Below are 20402 nucleotides of genomic sequence, written 5' to 3' on the forward strand. Positions count from 1 at the left end.
GATTCCGCGTATTCCATGTCCTTCGCCCATCGCACGTTGCGCTGGGCGCAAGTGCTCGGCGCGGCGGGATGCATCGCGGTGTTGGCGGGATGCGCGGGCACGCAAGGTGCCGACCAGCGCAACGCCGGCCTCGACGATTACGACAACGGCGTCGATTCCTACGACAGCGACTGGATCGCCTCCAACGATCCCATCGGCGAGCTGGTCACGCAAAGGCTCGGCCGCAAGCCGGGCGCATCCCAACACCTCGCCGACCGCAATCCGCTGGTAGGCGCGGCTCTCAGCCAACTGGGCGTGCGCTATCGTTTCGGCGGCAATTCGCCCGATACCGGCTTCGATTGCAGCGGCCTCGTGCGCTACTCGGCCGAACGCTCGCTGGGCCTGAAGCTGCCCCGCAATGCCGCCGAGATTGCCGGCTGGGGCATGTCGGTGGCACGCGACGAACTGCGTCCCGGCGATCTGGTCTTCTTCAACACCATGGGCCGCCGCTACTCGCACGTGGGCATCTACATGGGTGACAACCGCTTCGTCCATTCCCCCAGCGCCGGCGGCGTGGTGCGCGTCGAAGACATGAAGATGGCCTACTGGTCCAAGCGCTACAACGGCGCGCGGCGCATCGCCGCCACCGACGTGGCTTCGGCCCGCGCCAACTAAGCGGTATCAGCAGGGCAGTATCGTTCAAATACAGAAAGGCGGCCGGGCGCGTCATGCGCCCGGCCGCCTTTCCATTCCGGCATCCCCCGCCGCGATTCGAACTGTCCGCGCCCGCCGCTTACCGGGCGTTGGCGCACAGGCCGCATTGCTGCAGGGCCTGCTGCATGCTGCACACCGAGCGACGACAAGCCACCACCCGGATGCCCGCGCGCTGGGCCGCGTGACGGAAGGTCTTCATGACGTTGTGGCCCAGGAAATCCGTCAACAGGATGACCAGCTGGGTGCCCGAGGGCAGTTGCAGCGTCTTCTTCTGATGCGAGGGATCACGGCCGCTGATGTGGTGCGTGATCGAGATGTTGTGCCCCTTGAGCAGATCAGGAATATTGCCGAGCCGGTCGGCGCCCACTACCACTGCACTCAGTCCTGCCGTCATGACGTTCCTCTCTGATGTCGTTGAGACTGGTGTTAATGATAATGATTCCTATTGTTTAGTCAATTCAAATGAGATCGGTTCTTATTTAATATTTCAATGGCTCTGTGCACTCGCATAGCCGCGCTGCTCGGGCCGCCCTACAGGTGCCCGGAAAGACAAGGGGCGCCGCAATCGCGGCGCCCCGTCGATCCGGCACGCACAGCCGGCACATCCGACGTCCTCGCGGAGAGCCTCAGTCGCCTCGCGGCCCCTGCACCGCTTCGGTGACGGCATCGCGGGTCAGCGAAGGCGCCAGCATCTCGAGGAAGGTATAGACATAGTCGCGCAGGAACACGCCCGACTTCAGGCCCACGCGCGTGGTGTGCGTGCCGAACAGATGACCCACCGGCAGGCCCACCAGGTTGCCGTCGCGGCGCGGGTCGTAGGCGACGCCCGCGATGATTCCTATGCCCAGGCCCACGTCGACATAGGTCTTGATGACGTCGGCGTCGATGGCCTCGAGCACGATGTCGGGGTGGATGCTCTGGTTGGCGAAGATTTCATCGATGGTGGTCCGTCCGGTGAAGGCCCGGTCGTACGTCACGATGGGATATTCGGCCAGCTGCCCCAGCGTCAGTCGGCGCGCTTCGCTGGAGGTCAGTTCGGCCAAGGCGTGGTCCGGCCGCACCACCACCGTGTGTTCCCATGCGTAAACGGGCAACGTGGCCAGGCCGGGCGTCAGCGCCAGCGATTCGGTGGCCAGCGCCAGGTCGGCCTGCTCGTGCAGCACCATCTCCGCCAGTTGAGCGGGGCTGCCTTCCGCCAAGGACAGGTGCACCTTGGGAAACTGCTTGCGAAACGCCGGGATCACGCGCGGCAGCAGGTAGCGGGCCTGGGTGTGCGTGCACGCGATGACCAGACCGCCTTCGTCGCGCCGCGCGAACTCGTCGCTGACCTTCTTCAGATTGTCGACCTCGCGCATGATGCGGTCGATGACTTGCGACACTGCCAGGCCGGGCTTGGTCAGGCCCTTGATGCGCTTGCCATGGCGTTCGAAGATCTTCACGCCAAGTTCGTCTTCGAATTCGATGATGGCCTTCGACACGCCGGGCTGCGAGGTGTACAGCATCCGTGCCGCCTCGGTCAGGTTGAAATCGCGTCGGATGGTCTCCCGCACGAAGCGGAATTGCTGCAGGTTCATGGACAGGCCCCCAATGTAGGGGACCGATTATAAGTAATATAGAACCTTTTCCATATTACTTATTGGAATAAGTTTAGGGATTCCGCCGGCCACGGATTCGGAGATGCAGAGCGGTAGCCGGCTGGGCCATGCCCATGCCGTCCGCCAACGCCGGTCGTGATAAGCTGACCGCACGCCCCATGCCTTGTTGGCACCGCCACGGGAACAAGCGGATATGTCGCCGATCCGTCCGCCAGACGCGATCATGCGACCGTTCCCCGAACTCCCTACGATGCCCACTGGTCAATCAATGCCCGACACAACCTCCACCTCGACCGAGTTCGAGGCGCTGATGGCCGCGGCTCCCGGCGCACTCGACGCCATTCCACAAGCGGTATACCTGTGCGATAGCGAAGGTCGGCTGGTCCGCTATAACGCCGAAGCTGTCCGGCTATGGGGCCGCGCGCCCACACTGCAAGAAGGCCGCGAACGCTTCTGTGGCTCCTACCGCCTTTTCCTGCTGGACGGCACGGCGCTACCCCACGACGAATGTCCCATGGCACAGGCGGTCTACGATGGCACGCCTGTTCGCAACGCCGAGGTCGTCATGGAACGGCCGGACGGCGAACGCTTGACCGTTCTCGTCAATATCCGTCCATTGCGCGATCACGAGAACCGGATCCAGGGGACGATCAACTGCCTCCAGGATATTTCCGACCGCAAAGAGATGGAAGCCGTGCTTCTGCGGCAGAAGGACGAGCTCGAGGACTTTTTCGAGAACAGTGCGGTCGCCCTGCACATCGTCAGCAAGGACGGCATCATCCTGCGGGCCAACCAGGCCGAACTGGACCTGCTGGGCTACACCAGCGAAGAGTACATCGGCCGGCACATCGCCGAATTCCATGCCGACGATCATGTGATCCAGGACATCCTGGAGCGGCTCTCGTGCGGCACGCCCCTCGATCGCTATCCTGCCAGGCTGCGCAGCAAGGACGGCGGGATCAAGCATGTTGTCATCACGTCGAACAGCCGCTTCCACGCCGGCAAGTTCGTCAACACCCGTTGCTTCACGATGGATGTGACCGAACTGCGCAAGGCGGAGGCCGCGCAGCGCGAAAGCGACGAACGGCTGATGGCGACTTACCAGGCCGCGATGGTGGGCATCGCAGAGACCGACGAGCGCGGCGGCTTCGTACGCGTGAACGACGCCATGTGCCGCATGCTCGGGCGCCCGCGCGAGACGCTTATCGGCGCGACGATGACCGATATCGCGCAGGAACTGGACCCGATCGAGGATGCCGGGCTTCATGCCCGCCACGACTTGCGGAACGATACCGTCAGCAGTCGGGCGGTCCGGCCGGACGGTACGGTGGCGTGCCTGGACGTGTCCAGTTCATTCGTCACCGACGAGCAGGGCAATTTTCGTTATGGCGTCAAGGTGCTGCAGGACGTCACCGAGCGCCAGCGCATGCACGAAGAGCTCAAGGCTAGCGAGGCCCGCTTGCGCGAATTGCTGGAGGCCTTGCCCGCGGCCGTCTACACGACGGATGCCGACGGCCGCATCACGTTCTACAACCAGGCCGCCATCGAGCTGGCGGGGCGCACGCCGCAACTGGGCAGCGATCAATGGTGCGTGAGCTGGCGCCTGTACTGGCCTGATGGCAGGCCGATGCGTCATGACGAATGCCCGATGGCCATCGCCTTGAAGGAAGGCAAGGCGGTACGGGGAGGCGAAGCCGTTCTGGAGCGGCCCGATGGGACTCGCGTGCCCTTCATTCCCTATCCGACGCCCTTGCGGGATGCCGATGGAAGGCTGGTGGGCGCCATCAACATGCTGGTCGACATCACGCCGCGCAAGGAGGCCGAGGCGCGCCAGAAGGTATTGATCGACGAGCTGAATCATCGCGTGAAGAACACGCTCGCCACGGTCCAGTCCCTGGCCAGGCAGACGGCCAGGCATGCGCAGGACCTGCCTGGCTTCGCCGCGACCTTCGAGGCCAGGATATTGGCCCTGGCGTCCGCTCATGATCTGCTGACGCGCCGGCACTGGAGCGGGGCCGCGCTTCACAGCCTGGTCGGCGATATCGTGGCCCCCTACGCCGACGACAACGGTCGTGTGCGGCTGGAAGGGCCCGCGCTCGACATCGCTCCTGGCGCGGCGTTGAGCCTGACGATGGCGATCAACGAACTGGCGACGAACGCCGCCAAGTATGGCGCGCTGTCGCGGCCCGTCGGTTCCATATCGGTGCGCTGGACGATCGACGGCGAACCGGACGGACACCTGTCGATCGAATGGCAGGAGTACGACGGACCCGCCGTCGTGGCGCCGAGCCGGCGCGGCTTCGGTACGCGGCTGATGGAGCGCTGCGTGACCCGCGACCTGGATGGCAGCTTCGACCTGCACTACGAGCCGCATGGTGTCCGTTGCAGCATCGACATCCCGCTTGCGAGGCTGGCGCGCCATGAATGACATCGAAGGCCTGCGCGTGCTGGTGGTTGAAGACGAAGCGGGCGTGGCGCTGCTGATCCAAGACATGCTCGAAGAACTGGGCTGCGAGGTGGCGGCGTCTATCGCGCACCTGCCCAAGGCCTTCGAGGCGGCCGACACCATATCGTTCGACTTCGCGCTTTTGGACGTGAACGTCCATGGCGTACCGGTTTTTCCCTTCGCCCATGCGCTGCGCGAGCGCGGCAAACCCGTCGTCTTCAGCACCGGCTATGGAAGGGAAGGATTGCCGTCCGAATTCAAGGGATATCCGGTGTTGGGCAAGCCTTTCTCTCTCGACGCGCTGGAGCGCGCGATCACTGACGTGGCCGCGACCCTGCCTCGACGCTGACGCCGCGTCTGGTCGAGCACCTGAAGCGGCGCTTATCCGCGCACCGCCGAATACAGCGCACGCACCAGGTCCGACTGGGTAATGATGCCAGTCAGCCGGCGCTCCCCATCGACTACAGGCACGTGCCGGTGACCGCTGTCGGAAAACACCGGCACCAGGTCGATGAGCAGGCTGTCGTCGAGGCGGCTCTGCACCTGGCGCGTCATGATCTGGCCCACCGTATGCGGTGCGCGGCTGCCCTCGCGTACCTGTCTGACCAGCGCGCGCAGGCGATAGCTCATGCCTTCGTGCACGTCCAGGTCGACCTGCTTCATGAAGTCGGCCACCGTGACGATACCCACCAGCCGACGGTGCAGGTCGACCACGGGCAGCGCCTTCACCTTGTGCTTGCGCATCAGCGTCCACGCCTGGCGCAGCGACGTCTCGGTGCGCGCCGTGACCGGATCGCGGCTCATCACGTCGGCGCACCGCAATTCCCCCATGGTCCGCCGGTATGCGGCCGCCTCGGCGTGCTGCAGCAGTTCCTGCAGATCGTCGCGGTTGATGTCCACGATCTGGTTATAGCGCGCCAGCGCGGCGTCCAGGTCGGCATCCGTGAAACGGGCGCCGGCCGGGGTCGGCGTCGTGCGTCGCGGCCGGTAAGGCCAACTATGCCCGTTGAGGTTGTTGTAGATGATGCCCGCGGCGACCAGCACCGCCGAGTTCAACAGGATGGGATGCAATGCGAATCCGAAGCGGTCGCAGCCCGTCAACACCATCGTCAGCGCCGCCGCGCCGCCCGGCGGATGCAGGCAGCGGGCGGCCAGCATGACAGTGATGGCCAGCCCCACCGCGAGGCCGGCGGCCAGCGACGCGTTCGGGATCCAGCGCACACACGCGATGCCGACCAGCGCCGACAGCGTGTTGCCGCCAATCACAGACCACGGCTGGGCGAGCGGGCTGGAGGGAACCATGAACACCAGGACCGCGCTGGCGCCCACCGGAGCGAAGAGTGCCGCGGCCAGCACGGCGTGGTCGCGGGCCAGTTGCCCGTTCAGCAGCAGGGCCGCGCCGAACGCCGTGATCAACACGCCCAGGGACGCGCCGGCGATGGAGCGGAATCTTTCGCTGGCGCTGATGTGCTGGGTGGCGGGCCACAGGGCACGCAGGAATGCCTTGCCGTCCAGGCGAGACCGGCTCGAAGTCATGGGCTGTGGGGATTGACGCAAACGGCCTGGGGGCATGCCCTGTGGCCAAAGCCGTAGATTGTCGCCCCAAGGACCGCGCCAAGTCCAGAATAAGCTTAGAACCGGCCCGGATATCGCCGCGGCAAGAAGCCCGCCTCAGGCACCCATCGCCCAGCGACGGACGGCCGGCGCGCCCAACGGGCGCCGGCCTGCGCCTCGATCTACTTGTCGTGCACCATCGAGATGGTCGTGTTGACCGTGCGGCCATGCGCCGACCAGCGCGCCGTCACCGTCTTCGTCTGCGTCCAGAACTGCACCGCCTGCTTGCCGTTGGGGCCCAGGTCGCCCAGCTTGGAGCCTCGCGATCCCGTGAAGCTGAACCATGCCACCGGCACGGGAATGGGAATGTTGATGCCCACCTGGCCCACGTCGATGTTGTTCTGGAAGTAGCGCGCCGCCCCGCCATCCTGCGTGAACAGCGCCACGCCGTTGCCGTTGGGATTGCGGTTGATGAAGTCCACGGCCTCTTCCAGCGTGTCGACGCCCACCACGCCCAGCACCGGCCCGAAGATCTCTTCTGTGTAGATCGACATCTTCTCGGTCACGCCGCCGAACACCGTGGGACCGACGAAGTTGCCCTTCTCATAGCCCGCCACCTCGATGCCGCGTCCATCCAGCAGCAGATCGGCGCCTTCGTCCACGCCCTGCTGGATCAGGCTTTCGACGCGCTTGCGCGCATTGGCCGACACCAGCGGCCCCAGGTCCGCCTGGCGATCGGTGCCCACATTGACCTTCAGGCCTTTGGCGCGTTCGACGAATTCGGGCAGCCAGTTGCGCGCCTCGCCCACCAGCACGGCCACCGATGCGGCCATGCAGCGCTGGCCGGCGGCGCCGAAGGCCGCGCCCAGCAGCTGGTTCATCGCCACCTCGGGATCGGCGTCGGGCAATATCACGCAGTGGTTCTTCGCGCCCATCATGGCCTGGCAGCGCTTGCCGGCCGCCGAGGCGCGGTTGTAGATCTCGGTGCCCACGCGGGTCGAGCCGATGAACGACACCGCCTTGATGTCCGGGTGTTCGCACAGGCCCATGGCCATGTCGGGCCCGCCGTGCACCACGTTCAGCACGCCCGGCGGCAGGCCCGCCTCCAGCGCCAGCTGGGCCAGGAACAGCGTCGAGCTGGGATCCTGCTCGGACGGCTTCAACACGAACGTATTGCCGCAGGACACGGCCAGCGGGAACATGAAGCATGGCAGCATCACCGGGAAGTTGAAGGCGGTGATGCCGGCGCACACGCCCAGCGGCTGGATCAGCGTGTACACGTCGATGCCCGAAGCGGCGTTCTCGGCGTACTCGCCCAGCTGCAGGCTGGCGATGGAGCACGCATGCTCGACCACCTCGAGCCCGCGCCCCACTTCGCCTTCGGCGTCGGGCAGCGTCTTGCCGTGCTCGCGCGTGATCATCTCGGCCAGCTTCGCGGTGTTGTCCCGCAGCAGCTGCTGCAGCTTCAGCATCACCCGCATGCGGGTGCCCTGCCCGCTGTTGCGCCACGTCTGGAAGGCCGCCTTGGAATTGGCCACGGCCCGGTCCAGTTCCTCGCGCGTGGCCATGGGCACCCGCGCCACGACTTCCTGCGTGGCCGGATTGATCACGTCGCGCCACTGCGTGGTCCGGGACTGCACCAGTTCGCCGCCGATCAACAGCGGCAGGTTGGGGACTTCTGCCATGATTGCTCCTCGCACTGCTTGTAGGAAAGCGCGGCATGGCCGCGCGGGTTTCGATAAGGGATGCGCTATTTGCCGGCGGTCACCAGTGGGCATGACGATTCCGCCAGCGGCTGGAACGCCTCGGCGGCGGGTATGGTGGCCACCAGCTTGGAATAGTCCCAGCCGCCTTTCGATTCGGCCGGCGTCTTCACTTCGTACAGGTACATGTCGTGGATCACGCGCCCGTCGGGCCGGATCGACGCGTTGCGCATGATCGGGTCGCGTATGGGCAGCGCGCGCATGCGGTCGGCCACGACCTTGCCGTCGGTACTGTTGGAGGCCGCCACCGCGCGCAGATAATGCAGCACGCTGGAATAGACGCCGGCGTGCGTCATGGTGGGCTTGTTGCCGCGGAACGCCTTCTCGAAGCGGGCGGCCCATTGCCTCGTGGCGTCGTCGTAGTCCCAATAGAAACCGTCCACATACGACAGGCCCTGCGCGTTATCCAGGCCCAGCGCACGCAGGTCGGACAGGAAGATCAGCAGCGACACGAGCCGCTGTCCGCCCGTCACGATGCCGAACTCGCGCGCCTGCTTCACCGCGTTGACGGTGTCCTGCCCGCCATTGGCCAGCGCCACGACCTGAGCCTTCGAGCTCTGCGCCTGCAGCAGATACGAGGCGAAGTCGGGCGCGTTCAGCGGATGGCGCACACTGCCCGCCACCGTGCCGCCCAGCGCCTTCACCGCCTTCGTGGTGTCGGCCTCCAGCGAGTGGCCGAAGGCATAGTCCACCGTGACGAAGTACCACGACTTGCCGCCCGCGCGCACCGTAGCCTTGGCGCCGCCCGCCGATTGCGAATACGTGTCGAACATCCAGTGAAAGCCCACTGGCGAGCATTCCTTGTTGGTCAGCGCGGTGGTGGCCGGCCCCGAGAACATCACGACCTTGTTCTTTTCGCGCGCGATGCCCTGCACCGCGAGCGCGACGGCCGAGTTGGTCAGGTCGGCGATGGCGGTGACGCCGTCGCGGTCGAACCATTCGCGGGCGCGCGCGGCGCCCACGTCGGCCTTGTTCTGGTTGTCGGCCGACACCAGCTCGATGCGCATGCCCTTGCAGTCTGCCGCCAGGCAGTCGTCGATGGCCAGCTGCGCGGCCGCCACCGAACCGGGGCCGCCCATGGCGGCATAGGTGCCCGACATGTCGGTCAGGATGCCGATCTTCACCGGCGGACGTTCGGCTGCCCCGGCCTGGAAGGCGAACAGCGCGGCCAGGCACAAGCCCGCGGCCAGGCCGCTAGCATGCAATCTCATGGTTGTCTCCTCGGTATTGTTGTGGCGGGTCCCGCGGCAGTGCTTCCCCGGCGGTCCCGCAGCCAGTGTAGATGTGTGAAAATCCCCGATCAACAATACGGATGCACATTCGTTGTGCATTGATGCACAACGGTACGGAGACCCTGGCCATGCTCGACTGGGACAGCCTGCGCTATTTCCTGGCGGTGGCGCGCACCCAGCGCGTCAGCGCCGCGGCGCGCCAACTGGGCGTCGAACACACCACCGTGTCGCGCCGCATCCGCCTGCTCGAGGCCGAACTCGACAGCCTGCTGTTCGAGAAATCGCGCAGCGCCGGCTTCATGCTGACCGGCGATGGCCAACGCCTGTTCGTGCATGCGGAGCAGATGGAAAACGCGGTGGCCGCCGCGCGCGAAAGCCTGTCCGGCATCGGGCAGGCGCTGTCCGGCCATCTGCGCATCGGCGCCACCGAGGGTTTCGGCAGCTACGTGCTGACGCCGCTGGCCGCCGACTTCCAGCGTCGCTATCCGCACATCACGCTAGACATACTGCCGGTCCCGCGCTTCGTCAGCCTGTCCAAGCGCGAGGCCGACCTGGCCATCACGCTCGAGCGCCCGCAGCGCGGCCCGTACGTCTGCAGCAAGCTGTGCGACTACACGCTGATGCTGTACGGCACGCCGGGCTATCTGGCGCGCCATGCGCCGATCCGCGACCGGGCCGGCCTGGCCGGCCACAGCTTCATAGGCTATGTGGACGAGCTGGTGTTCAGCGAACGTCTGCGCTACCTGGAAGACGTGCTGCCGGACAGCCGCGTGGTACTGCGCAGCACCAGCGTGATCGCGCAATACCATGCCGCGCTGCAGGGCCGTTCGCTGGCCATCCTGCCGTGCTTCATCGCCGCGCAGGACCCGCGGCTCACGCCGGTGCTGCCGGACGAGATCGCGATCGTGCGCAGCTTCTGGATGTATTGCCACGAAGACCTGCGGCGCCTGAAGCGCGTATCGGTGCTGTGGGATTTCCTGCGCCGCTCGGTGGCGCGCAACGCGGCGCTGCTGGCAGGACGGGACGGACGAATGCAGTATCTGCCCGAGGGCCGCGGCAAGGACGACGGCGCGGGGGCAGACAGGGTACGCTGAGCGTCGTCAGGCGGCCGCGTTGCGCGGCGCCTTCACCCGCAGCCGCCGCGCCAGCAGCCAGCCGAACAGGGCCGCCACGGCCGCGTGGATGAGCCACACGCCCACTTCGAAGCTGAGCTTGCCGTCGCCGATCCACGCGCGCGACAGGTTGATCAGGTTCATATACAGCAGCGCGATCAGGCCCGCCATCAGCAGGTCGCCGGAACGCCCCAGGCGCGGATTGACCGCGCCCAGCGGGATGGCCAGCAGCGCGAGGTTGAGCGTGGCCAGCGGCATGGCGATGCGCCACATCACCTGCGACCACGAACTGTCGGTGTTGTCGCTGATGAGCTGCATGGTCGTGCGCGCCTTGCTGGAACGTTCGGCCGCGGCGCGCGCATCGGCGGTGGGATCCACCCCCGCCCGGCTTTCGAGGCGGATGCCGTACCGTTCGAAATCGACCAGGCGGATTTCCGCCGTGCCCGGCTTGAGGTCATAGCGGTGGCCGCTGCCCAGCACGAGGAAGCGGTCGCCGTTGGGCAGGGTTTCGGTATGCGCGCTGCTGGCCGTGAGCACGCTGTGCCATTCGGGATCGATGGCGCGCGCGAACACGTTGCCCAGTTCATCGCTGGGTTTGGTCGGGTCTTCGGCGAAAAACACGCGATTGCCGCCGTCCGACTCGGCGAACTGCCCCGCCGTGACCTTGGATAGATCCGACCGTTGTTCGAACCGCTCGCGATACTCGCCGATCTGCCGATAGGCCCACGGCGAGGCGGCCAGCGTCAGTATGGCGACCAGGATAGCGGTGGGCACGGCCACGCGCAGCACCGGGCGCAGCCAGTCGGCCAGCGACAGGCCGCTGGCGAACCACACCACCATTTCGGATTCGCGGTAGTTGCGCGTGACGGTGGTCAGCACCGCGATGAACAGGGCCACCGCCAGAATGGTGGGCAGCGCGGTAATGGTGGAGAAGGCCGCCAGGCCCAGCACCACGTCGGCGCCGATGGAGCCGCCCGCCGCGTCGCCCAGCAGGCGCACCAGCAGCACGCTGAGCCACACGACCACGAGGGTAGAGAACACCACGCCCGCGTGACTCGTGATCTCGCTGACGACCGACCGTTTGAACAGGGACATGTGAAAAAATGCGGGATAATCGAACGCTATCGACGAGCCACTACCGGGGATCTTCCTCATGGAATTTAGCACACAGACCACCGCTTCCCTGCACCAGATCAAGACATCCGCGCTAGCGGTGGGCGTCTATGCCGACGGGCTGCTCAGCCCCGCCGCCGAACTCGTCGACCGCGCCGCCAATGCGGCCCTGCGCGCGGTCGTGAAGGCCGAATTCCGGGCCCGCCCCGGTTCCGTCCTGGTACTGCGCAACCTGCCCGGCGTGTCGGCGCAGCGCGTCGTGCTGGTGGGCCTGGGCAAGCGCGAGGAATACTCCGCGCGCGTCCATGCCGCCGCCGAGCAGGCGTTCGCCGCGGCCTGCGTGTCCGCCCAGCTTACCGAGGCCGTATCCACCCTGGCCGCGCTGGACATCCCCGACACGCCGCTGCGCGCCCGCGCCCGCACCGCCGCCATCGCGGCCGGCAGCGCCACCTATCATTACGATGCCACCTTCGGCAAACCCGACCGCGACGCGCGTCCCAAGCTGCGCAAGATCGTGCAGGTGGTCGAACGCGCCGACACCGCGCAAGCCCAGCAAGGGCTGCGCGAAGGCGCCGCCATCGCGCGCGGCATGGAGCTGACCCGCACCCTGGGCAACCTGCCCGGCAACATCTGCACGCCCACCTATCTGGGCGACACCGCCAAGAAGCTCGCGCGCGAGTTCAAATCCATCAAGGTCGAGGTGCTCGATCGCAAGCAGATCGAGGCCCTGGGCATGGGCTCGTTCCTGTCGGTGGCGCGCGGTTCCGACGAAGCCCCGCGCTTCATCGTGCTGCGCCATCCCGGCACGGGCGCCGGCACGGGCGCCGCCGCCAAGAAAGCCAAGGGCGAAGCCGCGAAAACGGCCGCCGGCCCGGTGGTCCTGGTCGGCAAGGGCATCACGTTCGACTCGGGCGGCATCTCGATCAAGCCCGCCGCCACCATGGACGAAATGAAGTACGACATGTGCGGTGCGGCCAGCGTGCTGGGCACCTTCCGCGCCCTGGCCGAACTCGAGCTGCCGTTCGAGGTCGTCGGCCTGATCGCCGCGTGCGAGAACATGCCCAGCGGCAAGGCCAACAAGCCGGGCGACGTGGTCACCAGCATGTCGGGCCAGACCATCGAGATTCTGAACACCGACGCCGAAGGGCGCCTGGTCCTGTGCGATGCCCTCACCTACGCCGAGCGCTTCAAGCCATCGGCCGTGATCGACATCGCCACCCTCACGGGCGCCTGCGTGGTGGCGCTGGGCGGCGTGAACACCGGCCTGTTCTCCAAGGACGACGCGCTGGCCGACGCCCTGCTGGCCGCCGGCCGGCAATCGCTGGATACGGCCTGGCGCCTCCCGCTGGACGATGCCTATCAAGAGCAGCTCAAGTCCAACTTCGCCGACATCGCCAACATCGGCGGCCCGCAGGCCGGTGCGGTCACGGCGGCGTGCTTCCTGTCGCGCTTCACCAAGGCCTATCCCTGGGCCCACCTGGACATCGCGGGCACCGCGTGGAAGGGCGGCAAGGACAAGGGCGCCACGGGCCGTCCCGTGCCGCTGCTGACGCAATACCTGCTGGACCGCGCCTGACGGCGGCCGGGGCCCGATGACGCGCATCGACTTCGCCTTCGGCGCCGGAGATCGCCTGCGGGCGGCCTGCCAGACGACACGCAAGCGCTATCTGGCGGGCCAGCGCATGGTGGTCTATTGCCGCGACGGCACGCGCCTGTCGGCGTTCGACCGCATGTTGTGGGCCTTCGACGACATCTCCTTCGTGCCGCACGTGCTGGCCAACGACCCGCTGGCGGCCGACACTCCTGTGGTGCTGACGGCCAGCGACCCGGCCGCGGCGCTGCCGCCGGCCGGCGCGCCCCACGGTGCGCCCGAAACCTGGCTGCTGAACCTGGATGACGACTGCCCACCGAACTATGATGGGTTTGTACGCTTGCTTGAATTCGTCTCCGACGATCCGGCCGACCGCCAGGCTGCGCGCCAGCGCTGGCGTGTCTATCAGGCCGCGGGCCACACGCTGCACAGCCACGACCTGACGCGCGCCGCGGGCGCCTAGGGCCGCGGCCGGCCGGCCCGGATCGCGCTTCACCGAGATCTGCCATGTCACGCCCCTATCCTCCCCACCGTTCCGACGGCATACCCACGCTGACACAGCGCGCCGAACCGACCCTGTCTCCGGACGCCAGCCTGCCGCAGGACGACGATACGCCTGTGCTGGGCGACGTCTATCTGGGCCCCGAGGACGACGACGGCGTGCCCGTGCTGGAGCATCCGGCCGGGGATCCCTTTCCCGACCTCCAGAACGACGCGGCGCCTTCGCCGCCCACCTCCGCCGAGATCGGGCCGCCCCGCCCCTACAGCCCCTGGGGCGATCGGCCCGCGCAGGCGCACCTGCGCCCGGGCGCGACCGATGCCGGTGGCCCGCTGGCGGCCCATCCCGCGCGGGACCATCCTCTGGGCCCGCCACAGCCCTATACAGCCCATCCTGAACAGGAGGGCCATCCGCCCGCGCCGCGGGACGGCCATCCCGCCCGCACGGCGGCGCCCCGCGCCCCGGCGGGGTACACGCAGTGGTCGCGGTCCGACCCGGCGGACATGGAGCCGGTGCATTTTCCGGCGCCTCCAGCCGCCCGGGCGCCCTCGGGGTCGTCCGTCTCGGCCAGCATTCCCGAAGCCGTGCTGCGGGCGGCCCTGCAGGCCGAGATCGAACAGGCCGTGCAGGCAGCGGTGGCCGACGCGTCGGCCATGTTGCGCGCCCGTCTCGAGGCCGAGCTTCCCGCCATCGTGGCGCGCACGCTGGGCCGGATCCGTCCGGGCTAAGCTTTTGCCCGGACGCCACCTCCGTGCCCGGCCTTTCACCCCCCTCAACCGGGTCGCAAGCGGCGCTTTTGGTGGGCCCTCCTAGTGTTTAAGGGAACTGTCAGGTATTCTTCTGCTCCAACGTTAGTCGGGCAATCACGCCCGTGATAGAGGAAACGCCATGAACGAAATTCGTCCCACCCCCTACGGCCACGCTGGCGCGGGCGAGGTCGTCCGTAACCGGGTCCTGCGCAATACCTACTGGCTGCTCGCCCTGTCTCTCATTCCCACGGTGCTGGGCGCCGCGGTCGGCCTGTACAGCGGCATCAACCAGGTCATGGGCGGCAGCCCCGGCATCACCGCCATCGTGTTCCTGGTCGGCGCCTTCGGCATGATGTACGCCATCGAGAAGAACAAGCACAGCTCGCTGGGCGTGGCCCTGCTGCTGGCCTTCACGTTCTTCATGGGCATCATGCTGTCGCGGCTGCTGGGCTTCGTGCTCAACCTGTCCAACGGCACACAACTGGTCATGACGGCCTTCGGCGGCACCGCCATCGTGTTCGGCACCATGGCCACGCTGGCTACCACCATCAAGCGCGACCTGTCGGGCATGCAGAAGTGGCTGTTTGCCGGCGCCATCGTCATCCTGGTGGCGGCCCTGGCCAACATCTTCCTGCAGATGACCGGCATCATGCTGATGGTGTCCACGCTGGCCGTGGTCATCTTCTCGGCCTTCATGCTGGTGGACCTGCAGCGCGTGGTCAACGGCGGCGAAACCAACTACGTGTCCGCCACCCTGGCCATCTACCTGGACGTGTACAACGTCTTCGCCAACCTGCTGGCCCTCTTGGGCTTCTTCGGCGGCGATCGCGAGTAACGCCGCTGCACTGCCAGGCCGCCGCGCGCGGCCCGGCAGACAGGCAAAAAAAGGCCCGCCACATGGCGGGCCTTTCGTTTACCGGCGGAGAAGAGTCAGAAGCGCTGCAGGTCCAGCAGCACGCGGCGCGTAGCCAGCGGCCGCCCCGCCAGGTTGGCCTCGAGACGTTCGCGCAGCGCGCGGCGCAGCTCGGGCTCGACGGCCGGGTCGGCGAAGTCGGGCTCGACCTCGTCCACCCCGTAGCCGATCTCGCGCAGCAGCACCCATTCGAAGCGGCGCAGCGCCGCGGCCGCGCGCGAGCCGCCGGCCAGTTGCGACAGCGCCGTGTCGTAGGCGTCGAACAGCACCGGATGCGCGTCCTCGCGCGGCAGCAGCCGCAGCAGCAGCTCGTTCATGTACCAGGCGGACATCAGCGCGCCGCCCGCCAGCGGGCGCACACCGGCCACTTCGGCGCGCGTCAGCGTCTTCACCTCGCCCCCGCCGCTCCAGGAGAGCGCCAGCGGCTGGAAGGCCGACAACACCGGCCGCAACGCGGAATACGGACGCTTGGCGCCCTTGGCCACCAGCGCCAGGCAGCCGTGGCTGCGCGAGAAGGCCTGGACGATAAGCGAGGTTTCACGCCACGCCGTGGCGTGGAGCATATAGGCGGAACTGTCCTGTACGCGCTGGGCGCGTTTACTCATAGCCCAGGTCGCGCAACGCGCTTTCGCGGTCGGACCAGCCCTTGCGCACTTTGATGTACACCTCGAGGTGCACGGTCTTGTCCAGCAGCTTGGCGATGTCCTGGCGGGCCTCGCTGGCGATGCGCTTCATGTGCTCGCCACCCGCGCCCAGCAGGATGGGACGATGGCTGTCGCGCTCGACCACCACGCAGGCGGCGATGCGCGCCAGCGCGTCGGTTTCTTCCCATTGCTCGATGACGACGGTACAGCCATACGGCAGCTCGTCGCCGACCAGGCGGAAGATCTTCTCGCGCACCAGCTCGGCGGCGATGAAGCGCATGGGGCGGTCGGTAAGCGTGTCTTCCTCGAACATCGGCTCGCCCTCGGGCAGCCGGGCGGCGATCTCGTCCAGCAGCTGATCGAGCTGCTGTTCCTTGACCGCGCTGACGGGCACCACGGCGCCATACGGATGCTGCGCGACGATCTTCGCCACGAAGGGAAACAGCTCGTCGCGGCTTTTCAGCGCGTCGATCTTGCTGACCACCAGGATGGTGCGTGCGGCATCGGGCAGCAGGGGCAGCAGGCGCGCGTCGCCATCCGTCCACTTGCCCGCCTCGACCACGTGCACCACCACGTCGACGTCGGCCAGGGCCTGCGTGACGACGCGGTTCATCATGCGGTTCATCGCGCCGCCGTGGCGCGTCTGGAAACCGGGCGTGTCGACGAACACGAACTGCTCGTGCTCGCGCGTGAGCACGCCATGAATGCGATGGCGCGTGGTCTGCGCCTTGCGCGACACGATGGAGATCTTGCTGCCGATCAGCGCGTTGGTGAGTGTGGACTTGCCCACGTTGGGGCGGCCGACGACGGCGATGAAGCCGGCGCGGTGCACGGGTTGGTTCATGTCTGTGCCCTCCTGTTGCGGCGCGTCGCTGTTCGCGAAGGAAACGTCGCGCTCGTGGGGCGTGGATTCGGGATTGCTCATGGATGTGCCTTGCTGTCGATGCGCGCGTATACCGACGATGTCATGTCCGCCCTGGCGAGCGACCGTGCCGGCAGGCTCATTTGACCTCTTGCGCCACTGCCACGGGCAGCGACAGCTGGGCGGTCTTGCGCGGCTTGCCGGACTTGCGCGCGGTGCGGGCCGGCGGGCTGACCGCCTGCGCAGCCTCGAGCGCCAGCTTGGCGGCCGACTGCTCGGCCGCGCGGCGGCTGGCGCCGGGCGCCACCACCTTGATCTCGAAGGCCGGAATGGCGCATTCGACTTCGAACTGCTGGCTGTGCGCGGCGCCGTGGGTGGCCACCACCGTGTACACCGGCAGGGGCAGCTTGCGGCCCTGCAGGAACTCCTGCAGAAGCGTCTTGGCGTCCTTGCCCAGCGTCTTGGGATCGACGCTGGCCATGACGGGCTGGTACTGCCGCACGATGACCTTGCGCGCGGCCTCGAAGCCGGCGTCCAGGTACACCGCGCCGAAGATGGCCTCGACCGCGTCGGCCAGGATGGACGGCCGCCTGAAGCCGCCGCTTTTCAACTCGCCTTCGCCCAGCCGCAGGTACTGCGACAGCTCGAGCCGCTGCGCGATCTCGGCCAGAGAGGCCTGCTTGACCAGATTGGCGCGCAGGCGGGAAAGATCGCCCTCGTCGAGCTTGCCGTAGCGGTCGAACAGCAGGGCCGCCACGACGAAGTTCAGCACGGCATCGCCCAGGAACTCCAGCCGCTCGTTGTGGCGCGCGCCGTGACTGCGGTGCGTCAGCGCCTGCTCGAGCAGTGCCTGGTTGCCGAAGCTGTGATCCAGGCGGGATTCCAGGGTAGCCAGTGACATGGGCGTAGCGAATCAGTGGAAACGGCCGATGCGGCTGAGGTCGCCGAAGTTCATCCAGACGAAGAAGGCCTTTCCTACGATATTACCGTCTGGCACGAAGCCCCAGTAGCGGCTGTCGGCACTATTGTCGCGATTGTCCCCCATGGCGAAATAGTGGCCGTCCGGGACCTTGCAGCGCACGCCGTTGCGCAGGTACTGGCACCGATCCACGAAGGGGAACTTCCAGATGGGGCCAAAATCCTGGTTTCTGTCTTCTTCCAGCAATATCTTGTGCGTAACGTCGCCCAATTTCTCGTCATACTGCGCCACATACGAGACCCGGTCGGGCTCGTAGTAGTCGCCCGCGCGCGTATGCGGCACCAATTGACCGTTGACGTATAGCTTCTTGTCGAGGTAAGCCACCTCGTCGCCCGGCAGGCCGACCACGCGCTTGATGTAGTCGACCGTGGTGTCGACGGGATAGCGGAACACGATCACGTCACCGCGCTCGAGCTCGCCCGTATCGATGATCTTGCGGTCGATGATGGGCAGGCGGATGCCATAGCTGAACTTGTTCACCAGGATCAGGTCGCCCGACTCCAGCGTGGGCAGCATGGAACCCGAGGGGATGCGAAACGGTTCGACCACGAACGAGCGCAGCAGGAACACGAACAGAATCACGGGAAAAAAACTGACCGCGTATTCGACCCACCACGACTCCTTGCCGGCCCGCTGCCCTGCCTCGCGGCGCTCGCGCTCGGCCTGCTGCGGATCGTCGGACGGATGGGCGTCGTAGGCCAGCACGGCCTGCCGAGCACGCTCTTGGCGACGATGGCGGAACACCGCCAAGTCCAGCACCCAGATCACGCCGGTAAGCACCAGCAGTACAAAAAGAATCAGGGCAAAGTTCCAACTCATGACGAATGTCGCCTATTCGGGTTACTTGTCTTCCACCTGCAGGATGGCAAGGAAGGCCTCTTGCGGAATCTCCACGCTGCCCACCTGCTTCATGCGCTTCTTGCCCGCCTTCTGCTTTTCCAGCAGCTTCTTCTTGCGCGTGATGTCACCGCCATAGCACTTGGCCAGCACGTTCTTGCGCAGCGCCTTGACGTTCTCACGTGCGATGACCTCGGCCCCGATGGCGGCCTGGATGGCGACGTCGTACATCTGGCGGGGAATCAGCTCGCGCATCTTCGACACGACCTCGCGCGCGCGATAGCGCGAATTCGAGCGGTGCACGATCATCGCCAGCGCATCGACCCGGTCGCCGTTGATGACCAGGTCGACCTTGACCACGTCGGAAGAGCGGTACTCGAGGAACTCGTAGTCCATCGACGCGTAGCCGCGCGACACCGACTTCAGCTTGTCGAAGAAATCGAGCACGATCTCGGCCAGCGGGATCTCGTACTTCAGGATCACCTGGCGGCCGGAGTAGTTCATGTCGATCTGGGCGCCGCGCTTGGCGTTGCACAGCGTCATGACCGCGCCCACGTATTCCTGCGGCATGAACAGCGTGACCATGACCACGGGCTCGCGGATGTCGGCGATCTTGCCGACCTCGGGCATGCGCGAGGGGCTTTCGACGGTGATGACGGTGCCGTCGCGCTGCTCGACCTCGTACACCACCGACGGCGCGGTGGTGATGAGGTCCATGTCGAATTCCCGTTCAAGCCGTTCCTGCACGATTTCCATGTGCAAGAGGCCCAGGAACCCGCAGCGGAAGCCGAAGCCCAGCGCCTGCGACACCTCGGGCTCGAACATCAGCGCGGCGTCGTTCAGCTTGAGCTTTTCCAGCGAGTCGCGCAGTTGGTCGTACTCGGAGCTTTCGACCGGGTACAGGCCGGCGAACACCTGCGGCTTCACCTCTTTGAAGCCCGGCACCGGCTCGCTGGCGGGATTGCCGGCCAGCGTGATGGTGTCGCCCACCTTGGCGTCGGCGAGTTCCTTGATGCCGGCGATGACGAACCCCACTTCGCCCGCCGACAGGTGGGTGCGGGGCTGCGACTTGGGCGTGAACACGCCGGTCTGCTCGCACAGGTGCGTGGCGCCGGAGGCCATCAGCAGGATCTTGTCCTTGGGCTTGAGCGTGCCGTTGACGATGCGCACCAGCATGACCACGCCGACGTAGTTGTCGAACCAGGAGTCGATGATGAGCGCCTGCAGCGGCTGCGACGGATCGCCCTTGGGCGGCGGCACGTGGGCCACGATGGTCTCGAGGATCTCGTCGATGCCCATGCCGGTCTTGGCGCTGGCCAGCACCGCGCGCGACGCATCGATGCCGATGACGTCCTCGACTTCCTTGCGCGCGCCGTCGGGATCCGCCTGGGGCAGATCCATCTTGTTCAGCACGGGCAGCACCTCGACGCCCAGTTCGATGGCGGTATAGCAATTGGCCACGGTCTGCGCCTCGACGCCCTGCGAGGCGTCCACCACGAGCAGCGCGCCCTCGCACGCCGACAGCGAGCGGCTGACTTCATACGAGAAGTCGACGTGTCCCGGCGTGTCGATGAGATTGAGGTTGTAGATCTTGCCGTCCTGCGCCTTGTACTGCAGCGCGGCGGTCTGGGCCTTGATGGTGATGCCGCGCTCGCGCTCGATGTCCATCGAGTCCAGCACCTGCGCCGACATCTCGCGGTCGGCCAGGCCGCCGCACCGATGGATCAGCCGATCCGCCAGGGTGGACTTGCCGTGGTCGATGTGCGCGATGATGGAAAAATTGCGGATGTGCTGCATGGCGTGGTTTGTAAGGGACGGGT

The 20402-nt window shown here is 66.7% G+C and carries 19 protein-coding genes; 8 read left to right on the forward strand and 11 right to left on the reverse strand.

Translation table 11 applies throughout. The features are described from left to right. Positions 1–15: 15 nt before the first annotated feature. A complete protein-coding gene (locus CAL15_RS16670) occupies positions 16–654 on the forward strand; it encodes a C40 family peptidase (RefSeq protein WP_086081147.1) in 639 nt (212 codons plus the stop codon). 118 nt (positions 655–772) lie between these two features. Here the strand turns inward: CAL15_RS16670 and CAL15_RS16675 are convergent, their stop codons facing one another. Then, positions 773–1087 (reverse strand): DUF2325 domain-containing protein, encoded by a 315-nt coding sequence (locus tag CAL15_RS16675; RefSeq protein WP_086079621.1) that lies wholly within the window; start codon positions 1085–1087, stop codon positions 773–775. A gap of 232 nt (positions 1088–1319) precedes the next feature. After that, positions 1320–2267 (reverse strand): CysB family HTH-type transcriptional regulator, encoded by a 948-nt coding sequence (locus CAL15_RS16680; RefSeq protein ID WP_086079622.1) that lies wholly within the window; start codon positions 2265–2267, stop codon positions 1320–1322. Positions 2268–2481: 214 nt separating this feature from the next. Between CAL15_RS16680 and CAL15_RS16685 the strand changes: the two genes are divergently transcribed. Further along, on the forward strand, positions 2482–4716 hold the full coding sequence (locus CAL15_RS16685) for a PAS domain-containing sensor histidine kinase (protein ID WP_232468000.1): 2235 nt from the start codon (positions 2482–2484) through the stop codon (positions 4714–4716). After that, positions 4709–5083, forward strand: a complete 375-nt coding sequence (locus CAL15_RS16690; RefSeq protein WP_086079624.1) for a response regulator — start codon at positions 4709–4711, stop codon at positions 5081–5083. The genes CAL15_RS16685 and CAL15_RS16690 overlap by 8 nt, the downstream gene beginning before the upstream one ends. A gap of 32 nt (positions 5084–5115) precedes the next feature. Here CAL15_RS16690 and CAL15_RS16695 read toward each other — a convergent pair whose 3' ends face one another. The 3 genes from CAL15_RS16695 to CAL15_RS16705 form a co-directional block, all read right to left on the reverse strand. Then, positions 5116–6270, reverse strand: a complete 1155-nt coding sequence (locus CAL15_RS16695; protein ID WP_086079625.1) for an HPP family protein — start codon at positions 6268–6270, stop codon at positions 5116–5118. A 200-nt stretch (positions 6271–6470) separates the two neighbouring features. After that, complete coding sequence (locus tag CAL15_RS16700) at positions 6471–7973, reverse strand: CoA-acylating methylmalonate-semialdehyde dehydrogenase (RefSeq protein ID WP_086079626.1); 1503 nt, start codon at positions 7971–7973, stop codon at positions 6471–6473. 65 nt (positions 7974–8038) lie between these two features. Then, a complete protein-coding gene (locus CAL15_RS16705) occupies positions 8039–9262 on the reverse strand; it encodes an ABC transporter substrate-binding protein (protein WP_086079627.1) in 1224 nt (407 codons plus the stop codon). 149 nt (positions 9263–9411) lie between these two features. Here CAL15_RS16705 and CAL15_RS16710 point away from each other — a divergent pair, with 149 nt between their 5' ends. Beyond that, a complete protein-coding gene (locus CAL15_RS16710; protein WP_086079628.1) occupies positions 9412–10377 on the forward strand; it encodes a LysR family transcriptional regulator in 966 nt (321 codons plus the stop codon). Between the two features lie 6 nt (positions 10378–10383). Here the strand turns inward: CAL15_RS16710 and lptF are convergent, their stop codons facing one another. Further along, on the reverse strand, positions 10384–11490 hold the full coding sequence (lptF, locus tag CAL15_RS16715; protein ID WP_086079629.1) for an LPS export ABC transporter permease LptF: 1107 nt from the start codon (positions 11488–11490) through the stop codon (positions 10384–10386). A 58-nt stretch (positions 11491–11548) separates the two neighbouring features. Between lptF and CAL15_RS16720 the strand changes: the two genes are divergently transcribed. The 4 genes from CAL15_RS16720 to CAL15_RS16735 all read left to right on the forward strand — a co-directional run bounded on the left by CAL15_RS16720 (position 11549) and on the right by CAL15_RS16735 (position 15182). Beyond that, a complete protein-coding gene (locus CAL15_RS16720; protein ID WP_086079630.1) occupies positions 11549–13084 on the forward strand; it encodes a leucyl aminopeptidase in 1536 nt (511 codons plus the stop codon). 16 nt (positions 13085–13100) lie between these two features. Then, positions 13101–13562 carry a DNA polymerase III subunit chi gene (locus CAL15_RS16725; RefSeq protein WP_086079631.1) on the forward strand — a complete coding sequence of 154 codons (462 nt, stop codon included), beginning with the start codon at positions 13101–13103 and terminating at the stop codon, positions 13560–13562. A gap of 44 nt (positions 13563–13606) precedes the next feature. After that, positions 13607–14326 (forward strand): hypothetical protein, encoded by a 720-nt coding sequence (locus CAL15_RS16730; RefSeq protein WP_086079632.1) that lies wholly within the window; start codon positions 13607–13609, stop codon positions 14324–14326. Positions 14327–14486: 160 nt separating this feature from the next. Beyond that, positions 14487–15182 carry a Bax inhibitor-1/YccA family protein gene (locus tag CAL15_RS16735; protein ID WP_086079633.1) on the forward strand — a complete coding sequence of 232 codons (696 nt, stop codon included), beginning with the start codon at positions 14487–14489 and terminating at the stop codon, positions 15180–15182. Positions 15183–15277: 95 nt separating this feature from the next. On the opposite strand, the gene recO is transcribed toward CAL15_RS16735, so the two are convergent. From recO to lepA, 5 genes are all read right to left on the reverse strand, one after another. Further along, entirely contained in the window at positions 15278–15865 is a 588-nt protein-coding gene (recO, locus tag CAL15_RS16740) for a DNA repair protein RecO (protein ID WP_086079634.1), read from the reverse strand. Then, positions 15858–16748, reverse strand: a complete 891-nt coding sequence (era, locus tag CAL15_RS16745) for a GTPase Era (protein ID WP_086081148.1) — start codon at positions 16746–16748, stop codon at positions 15858–15860. Before era ends, recO begins: the two co-directional genes overlap by 8 nt. 157 nt (positions 16749–16905) lie before the next feature. Next, on the reverse strand, positions 16906–17667 hold the full coding sequence (gene rnc / locus CAL15_RS16750) for a ribonuclease III (RefSeq protein ID WP_086079635.1): 762 nt from the start codon (positions 17665–17667) through the stop codon (positions 16906–16908). Between the two features lie 12 nt (positions 17668–17679). Continuing rightward, positions 17680–18564, reverse strand: coding sequence for a signal peptidase I (gene lepB, locus CAL15_RS16755; RefSeq protein WP_086079636.1), 885 nt, complete (start codon positions 18562–18564; stop codon positions 17680–17682). A gap of 21 nt (positions 18565–18585) precedes the next feature. Then, complete coding sequence (lepA, locus tag CAL15_RS16760; RefSeq protein WP_086079637.1) at positions 18586–20379, reverse strand: translation elongation factor 4; 1794 nt, start codon at positions 20377–20379, stop codon at positions 18586–18588. Positions 20380–20402 lie beyond the last annotated feature (23 nt).

The sequence above is a fragment of the Bordetella genomosp. 13 genome, from assembly GCF_002119665.1.
GTDB lineage: Bacteria > Pseudomonadota > Gammaproteobacteria > Burkholderiales > Burkholderiaceae_B > Bordetella.

What these genes read in the sequence shown, in the direction of transcription:
- CAL15_RS16670 (WP_086081147.1), top strand. Translation starts at nt 16, where the DNA reads ATGTCCTTCGCCCATCGCACGTTGCGCTGGGCGCAAGTGCTCGGCGCG.
- CAL15_RS16695 (WP_086079625.1), bottom strand. Translation starts at nt 6,270, where the DNA reads ATGACTTCGAGCCGGTCTCGCCTGGACGGCAAGGCATTCCTGCGTGCC.
- CAL15_RS16690 (WP_086079624.1), top strand. Translation starts at nt 4,709, where the DNA reads ATGAATGACATCGAAGGCCTGCGCGTGCTGGTGGTTGAAGACGAAGCG.
- CAL15_RS16685 (WP_232468000.1), top strand. Translation starts at nt 2,482, where the DNA reads ATGTCGCCGATCCGTCCGCCAGACGCGATCATGCGACCGTTCCCCGAA.
- CAL15_RS16705 (WP_086079627.1), bottom strand. Translation starts at nt 9,262, where the DNA reads ATGAGATTGCATGCTAGCGGCCTGGCCGCGGGCTTGTGCCTGGCCGCG.
- CAL15_RS16720 (WP_086079630.1), top strand. Translation starts at nt 11,549, where the DNA reads ATGGAATTTAGCACACAGACCACCGCTTCCCTGCACCAGATCAAGACA.
- lepB (WP_086079636.1), bottom strand. Translation starts at nt 18,564, where the DNA reads ATGAGTTGGAACTTTGCCCTGATTCTTTTTGTACTGCTGGTGCTTACC.
- CAL15_RS16675 (WP_086079621.1), bottom strand. Translation starts at nt 1,087, where the DNA reads ATGACGGCAGGACTGAGTGCAGTGGTAGTGGGCGCCGACCGGCTCGGC.
- lptF (WP_086079629.1), bottom strand. Translation starts at nt 11,490, where the DNA reads ATGTCCCTGTTCAAACGGTCGGTCGTCAGCGAGATCACGAGTCACGCG.
- CAL15_RS16735 (WP_086079633.1), top strand. Translation starts at nt 14,487, where the DNA reads ATGAACGAAATTCGTCCCACCCCCTACGGCCACGCTGGCGCGGGCGAG.
- CAL15_RS16710 (WP_086079628.1), top strand. Translation starts at nt 9,412, where the DNA reads ATGCTCGACTGGGACAGCCTGCGCTATTTCCTGGCGGTGGCGCGCACC.
- CAL15_RS16725 (WP_086079631.1), top strand. Translation starts at nt 13,101, where the DNA reads ATGACGCGCATCGACTTCGCCTTCGGCGCCGGAGATCGCCTGCGGGCG.
- CAL15_RS16680 (WP_086079622.1), bottom strand. Translation starts at nt 2,267, where the DNA reads ATGAACCTGCAGCAATTCCGCTTCGTGCGGGAGACCATCCGACGCGAT.
- CAL15_RS16730 (WP_086079632.1), top strand. Translation starts at nt 13,607, where the DNA reads ATGTCACGCCCCTATCCTCCCCACCGTTCCGACGGCATACCCACGCTG.
- era (WP_086081148.1), bottom strand. Translation starts at nt 16,748, where the DNA reads ATGAACCAACCCGTGCACCGCGCCGGCTTCATCGCCGTCGTCGGCCGC.
- CAL15_RS16700 (WP_086079626.1), bottom strand. Translation starts at nt 7,973, where the DNA reads ATGGCAGAAGTCCCCAACCTGCCGCTGTTGATCGGCGGCGAACTGGTG.
- lepA (WP_086079637.1), bottom strand. Translation starts at nt 20,379, where the DNA reads ATGCAGCACATCCGCAATTTTTCCATCATCGCGCACATCGACCACGGC.
- rnc (WP_086079635.1), bottom strand. Translation starts at nt 17,667, where the DNA reads ATGTCACTGGCTACCCTGGAATCCCGCCTGGATCACAGCTTCGGCAAC.
- recO (WP_086079634.1), bottom strand. Translation starts at nt 15,865, where the DNA reads ATGAGTAAACGCGCCCAGCGCGTACAGGACAGTTCCGCCTATATGCTC.